5 protein-coding genes are annotated in these 6,138 nt (G+C 55.0%); all 5 read right to left on the bottom strand.

Annotated elements, in window-relative coordinates; genetic code table 11:
- The coding region (locus tag DOM27_RS17810) for a type VI secretion system Vgr family protein (RefSeq protein WP_157956792.1) at positions 1–969 on the bottom strand (969 nt) is incomplete at its 3' end.
- Positions 970–1,058: 89 nt separating this feature from the next.
- Positions 1,059–3,176, bottom strand: coding sequence for a T6SS phospholipase effector Tle1-like catalytic domain-containing protein (locus DOM27_RS17815; RefSeq protein WP_110658257.1), 2,118 nt, complete (start codon positions 3,174–3,176; stop codon positions 1,059–1,061).
- On the bottom strand, positions 3,173–3,853 hold the full coding sequence (locus DOM27_RS17820; RefSeq protein ID WP_110658259.1) for a DUF3304 domain-containing protein: 681 nt from the start codon (positions 3,851–3,853) through the stop codon (positions 3,173–3,175). The genes DOM27_RS17815 and DOM27_RS17820 overlap by 4 nt, the downstream gene beginning before the upstream one ends.
- A gap of 97 nt (positions 3,854–3,950) precedes the next feature.
- On the bottom strand, positions 3,951–4,754 hold the full coding sequence (locus DOM27_RS17825) for a DUF4123 domain-containing protein (RefSeq protein WP_110658261.1): 804 nt from the start codon (positions 4,752–4,754) through the stop codon (positions 3,951–3,953).
- Between the two features lie 7 nt (positions 4,755–4,761).
- Positions 4,762–6,138 (bottom strand): DUF2345 domain-containing protein (locus DOM27_RS17830; protein WP_157956793.1); only part of this gene is annotated, 1,377 nt, incomplete at its 5' end.

The raw sequence follows: 6,138 nt of genomic DNA on the forward strand, positions 1-6,138 counted from the left end.
GCGCCCGGCCTGGAGTTGACGTGTACCGCCGGCCCCGCGAAAGCGCTTGGCGCGAGATTCATGCGACTCGAGGCGGTTCTCGGTCAGGCGTTCGCCGCGCTCGTAGCCGTAGTAGTAATACTCGCCGGCGTAGTCGTAGACCTCGGTGTCGGGCAGGTTGCCCTGATCGCTGAGGGTATCGAGGCCGGTGCGCTTGGTGAGTGACGGCTGCTTGTAGTCGAAGGTGCCGACGCTGACACGAGTGGGTTGCTGGGAGCGTACGCCGCCCCACTGAGTCAGCGCGTCCTCGGTCTCGGTGGCATCCTGGCGGTGGAAGCGGATCGCCTGGGGGCTGACCGGCTGGGTGGTGTCGACATCGTCGGTGATGACGATGCGGTGGCCGTCGAACTCATCGTCTTCACCCGCGAACTCGGCGTAATACCACAACCCTTCTTCCTCGCAGAGCCGACTGACGAAGTTGAAGTCGCTCTCGCGGTACTGCACGCAGTAGCTGCGGGCGGGATAGTCGCGGCGCAGGTCGAAGCGGTAGCGGCCCTTGGCCAGCTCATGGCCGTCGAACACGTTGGTGAGGACATCGACGACGCTGCGATCCTGGAAGATCCGGCTGTCGCGGCCGAGCTTTAGCATCGCCAGCCAAGGCACCAGGGTGAGCTGGTAGTAGGTGACGCCGCCGTCTTCGCCCAGCAGTGCTGCCTCGGAGACCAGGCCGTGCAAGCGTCGATAGCTGCCGTCCGCCTGCAAAATCGACAGGTTAGCCGGCTGGGCCATCAACGTCTTGAGTTCGATGTCACCCTGCTGGGAGATGCAGTCGAGGGTGTAGGTAAACGGTTCGCTCACCCGCTCTTCGCCCACCAGCCTGTGCGGGATCAGTGACGCCCCCGCCATCTCCAACGTCAGCAGCCGCTGGGCCTGAGAAAGACCGATATCGAAGGTGTCGAGTAAACTATCCAGCGTTTCTATATCTGCCATGACTCAGCTACCAAATGTTTGGTGAATGTCAGAATGCCAGCAGCGCCACTCATATACTTTTCATTCCATTTTTCAGACTTACCAACTATCTAGGCGTGCGCCCTATACAACTTAGGACGCCCCACGTCCATAAAGGCATACTGCTTGGCCTCCTCTTTTGACCAGTATCCGGGAGACAATAGCGTTAGCAACTGATCGTCGGCACCGGCGTAAATTCTGCGGAAGCGAAGATATCCTCCCCCTAACAGATACCACTCACGTCCTCCCAAATCATGCATGGGAGGAATTCTTCCCGTTCTTTCAAAAAATTCAGCGCGCTCACTCTCTGACGAGCTGAGGTAAATTCCTCTCTTACTCTCCCAGCCAACATCGTCGCTATCGAGAATAGTTTTTCTCGCGACCAACGTTCTAAGATACGTTATTGCTTCATCACGACTGGCGAATTCAGTCAAAAAACCCGCAATTGAGTCGTGAACATACAAATCCATCATGGTGGATACCGCGTCTGGCGCGTTACCCAAACGAGGTTTGAAATCTGAAATTCTTTGCCAGTCATCGATTAAAGAAGGATCGAACCCTCTCTCCTTGACTGTCCATGCAGGCCCCATCACGATGTAATCACGCAAAGCGTGCCGCGCTTGTTCCCAAAACCCCTTACTTGACATTTCCTCCCAGTGAGAAAACCTTTCAAGTTCTTCACAGAACTGAGCATAGGCACTCGACAAGTTATTTTTATCGTACTGAGAAGCCCGTTGATAACTACGCAGCCTTGACACGCCGCCAGCTCGGTGGTTACTCAGCCGCCACTCAATAGCTCGCCGCCAGTGCTCACGAACAATCGTGCCGGTCTCACCTGACTTCACTTCACATTGATCAACATAATTATTGAAATCAGCGATCAACTGAGGCGAAATTTCAAATCCGACTTGATCTTCTGGCAAAGCCTGCTCCAGTTTGAGTGGAACACCAGACAAACGGGCCTCGCGGTACATCACGGCAAGAGGAATGCGAGACACCATATCTCGTCCAATATTATCTACCCCTTTACCTTGATCACCTGGTTTATAGCCTCCACCAAGGTCGGAGTGAACACCTGGAAATACTATTTCATCACCATTGCTCGCGATCGAATGATCGTTGTAAATAGAGTCTAGAGGAAAAGACCGGCGATTTTCATGCGCGGAAACGAGATGTAGGCACCGGGCAATATTAGGAGGTATTGCCAACGATTTTTCCGCATCGGCCCAGCCCGCATGCCCATCACTGATAGGTATGAGATTGACGATACCGACTGAAGCAACCGTATCGAACAACCCTAGAAAATCGAATGTTGCAGGAAAACCTGCCAAGGTCAGGCCGCTGTGATTCGTCAGCCCCGCATCCAATTGGCAAAGCTTTACCAACCAGTTGGAAAAGGCACGCGACAGGGCCGCGCCCCGTGAAAAGCCGAAGGCTGAAAGATAGATGTTTTTGACAATACCCGGATCTTTATTCTGCGGCTGCTCACCAGACGACCCAGTCATATGGGGTCGTATCGCCCGGTGCAACTGCTGTAGCCAGCGCACCAACGCCTTTGGAATGGTCAACGATGTATCAGTAGCCGCAGCGGGTCCCATTGAGGCGGACGGGTCCCTTTGAAGCGAATAGGCAGTCATCTGGCCAACCGCACTGACTCGTTTTACTTCGTCATTATCGATTAAGGCTCGCTTAAGGAAGTAGCGACTAATCGAGTTGATGACCTGGGCTAGACCCCATAAAATTCTCACCTGCCCCAGCCGCCCTGTGCCACCACCTAGGGTTTCATCCCAGAAACCCTCACCAGAGTCGTCAACAGGATCGAATCGTGTGCCTACGCCGGAGGCGTAGATACGGAAGAAATTGTCGTAATCAGAAAGATTGGTTTGCCAGTTAGTCTGAGGTGGGAGAACACCAGGCACGCTCTGTCCGGGAAAGGCACTGTAAAGGCGCGCTACGTTAGATTGGCTATGATCTCCGCGGTCGAGGCTGTCGGCGTAGTTATTCCCCGTGCCGTCAAAAAACACGCCGATAAATAGATTGGTGTCGCAGGAAGCAATTGAAGATGAAGGCTGCTCGCGACTTTCGTATTTTGTACGAATATCATCTTTTTCCTCCGTACTAAAGAATTTTTCTCGGCTTTGAGGTTCTGAAAAAAAACCTTCTAAGGAGCCTACCAACTTTGCAGTCATTGCAACCCCTGCCTCAGCTGACTATTTTCTTTGGTTATACTTTCAACATGCCCCTTATATCTTTCCAACTGCTCCGGAGTACCATCGCCTTCTTGAATAGCTTTTTCAAAGCTCCTCAAGTCCCCCTCGTTTATTTCAACCCTTCTCATTATCATTTTGTTTTTATATTCTTTAGTTGGTACCGGCCAACCTTTGACCTTGCCAGGAAATTTTTCATGCGGTGGTGACAGTTCACTGACAACGACATTAGCTTTCTTGTCCGGCAAAAATTGCACCCATAACGTGCCCTTTGCCGGAGTTGCATACTTCGGAACATCGACGTGAATCGTCTCTGTTAATTTACCTTCCGCTTTACGCTTGGCAAGAGACGCTGAAATCTCATCACCCGTCTCACCTTCCAGTGGGTATCTAACGACCACGTCGACCTTCAACCCTTCATGCCACTCTTTGGGCACTTGATAGCAACAGCGAGTACCACCCGCGCTGTAGGGGGTCAAAGACTCACCGTCGCCTCGGTTTTTCTCATTGTTCGGATCGACAACATAAAACCCACCAATACCGTTCCCGGCATAGTCAACGCCCGTTATATTGAGATCGGCAGTATCATTATCCGAGCCACAGGCCGGTAGCGACGCCAGCAACACCAGCCCCGTCAAGAATCGAATATATCGGCGCATTTAAAGAACATCCTTGTCAGTCTTTGGGGGTAGAGAAAGGGACATCTCAGCGGATCATCTCTATCATCAGTCGTGGTAGAGCAAGCCAGGCCGTCTCTCATGTTAACCAGCCCTCTCTATATGCAGCGCTTCTACAGCACTGAACCTGCTCTGGATAATCAGCGGCAGATAGAGAGGCACTATCCAGCGTCTTGACTACCCACTCGTGACGTCTGGATGGGCTGTCGAAAAGACCATGAAGCTCCGACTCATGACGACGTAATCCATCAATCAAGGCATCGATACGGTTCATATCGAGCAGTATTTTCGTCTGTCGGTCGTTGAGCCGAACGCTGCTCATATCGTCAGGCTCGGCCGTGGTTACTCCGCCGAGATCGAGTTCATACCATCGCGCATCTCGTCCAATGTAGCGCCATGCCGTCATATGGCTTATCAGCAGCGCCCTTTGCTCTTTCGACAACATCTCGGCGATTTGCGGTAAACGACGCGTATCCGTTAGACGCAGGACATATCGGGCATCCTGAAGCGTGACTATGCGAAATACCGATAGTCGCTCCCATAAGAAGTCCAAAGATTCGGTGCTAACCACGAGGCTCAACATAGGTTGGCCGGAAGTTTCTTTCGCGATGGCTTCCAAGGCGCCAAGGCTATCCTTATCGACTGCAAGTAGCAGCGGCGAAATCGCCAATACGCGCTCACTGGTATTGGGTGCATCCTGGTAAAGCGAGCGCCAACGGCCTTCAGGCCATAGCTTTCTGATCAATGGCAGCATCGTTTCATGCTTGAACGATGCGTCCAGCAGAAAATAGACATAGGGTCGTGGTTCTTGAGCAAGCCATTCTTCGATCATCGCTTGCGTTCCGCTGACCCATTCCGGCGAGTAGTGATCGATCAATTGCATGATGTTCTCAGGAGACGTTCACGATTGGTGATCCATTGGAAAGGTTCTTAAGCAGGCATTCCACACAGATACCATCGGGCATCTGCGGTAACGCAGTGCTCATCTCCGCCGGACCACCGAAACTCTGACTCGCCCCCTTGATATTGACCTTGCCGGGGGCGTGAAGCTGAATATCGCCGTCCTTAATGCGTACGTAGGCGCCGCCACTGACGAGCAGAATTTCCTCGGCGGCGGCGAAGTCGATCTTCTGTTCGCTGGACGTAACGTTGAGATCACGGCGGGCGGTAGCTTCGAAATTGTCCGATTGTGCCTGGATGTCCACCTTGCCTCGCGCTGCAAATAATTTGATCCCGGCTAGCTGGACATAAAAAGAGATTGTGCGAGCCACTGACGCCACCAGGCTCTTGCCACTGGCGATATTGACGTCTTCACCACTGGAGACACTCAGCGATCTGCCCTGGGCCAGGTGGGTCGACTCCGGCGTGCTCATGGTGATGCCCGCCGGCGAGGCCATGTGCAGCCACGGCGCTTTCATCCTCGCCGATTCACCCCGGCCGCCGCTGTCGCTGGCGCCGCTGGCGCTGTCCTGCTTGGCATCCGCCAACTGCTCGCTGTTGCCGTAGCGGTCGTCGGCGTCGGTGCCGGCCTGCTTGAGGTTCTCGCGGCTGTCGAGCGCTTCGGCGTTGTGGTCCTGGGCGCTCTGACTGAGCGTGTCGGTGAGGTTGTAGGCACTGTCGAGCTGCTGACGGGCCGGGGTGAGGTCGAGCTGGTCGCCGCTGGCGCCGAGCTGGCCCCAGCTTGAGAGGTAGAGCCCCTGGTTGGCGCGGATGGCGCCATAGGCGTCGGTGCGCAGTTCGAACCCGGTGCCGCGGAAAGCGCCCCGGGTGTTGCCAGTCTGGTGGATCAGGTAGCCGAGGTTGAGCTGGCTCTTTTCGTTTTCGGAGTTGAGGCGGACACGCTCCTGATCGGTGGCGTCGTCGAAGACGAGTTCATTGTATTTGTTGCCGCGATAGGTCTTGCTCTTGAAGCCGGAGAGCAGGCCGTGGCTGTGCCAGTCGGGGCTCTGTTCGCCGTTGTAGACCCGGCCGGTGATCAGCGGGCGGTCGGCATCGCCTTCGAGAAAGTCGACGAGCACTTCCTGGCCGATCCGCGGGACGAACACACCGCCCCAACCGGCGCCGGCGTTGGGCTGGGAGACCCGCAGCCAGACGCTGGAATTCTCGTCTTGCTGGCCCTGACGATCCCAGTGGAACTGGACGCGGACACGATTGAGGTGATCGGTGTGGATCTCTTCATTGGCCGGGCCGACCACGGTGGCGGTCTGCGGGCCGCCGATCACCGGGCGGTGATGGGTCAGCGGATGGCGATAGGCTTGGGTGCGACG

It is taken from the genome of Salinicola halimionae (assembly GCF_003206065.1).
In the GTDB taxonomy this organism is placed as follows: domain Bacteria; phylum Pseudomonadota; class Gammaproteobacteria; order Pseudomonadales; family Halomonadaceae; genus Salinicola; species Salinicola halimionae.

Excerpts from the sequence above, each read along its gene's own strand:
- DOM27_RS17815 (WP_110658257.1), bottom strand. The coding sequence starts at position 3,176 with ATGACTGCAAAGTTGGTAGGCTCCTTAGAAGGTTTTTTTTCAGAACCT.
- DOM27_RS17820 (WP_110658259.1), bottom strand. The coding sequence starts at position 3,853 with ATGCGCCGATATATTCGATTCTTGACGGGGCTGGTGTTGCTGGCGTCG.
- DOM27_RS17825 (WP_110658261.1), bottom strand. The coding sequence starts at position 4,754 with ATGCAATTGATCGATCACTACTCGCCGGAATGGGTCAGCGGAACGCAA.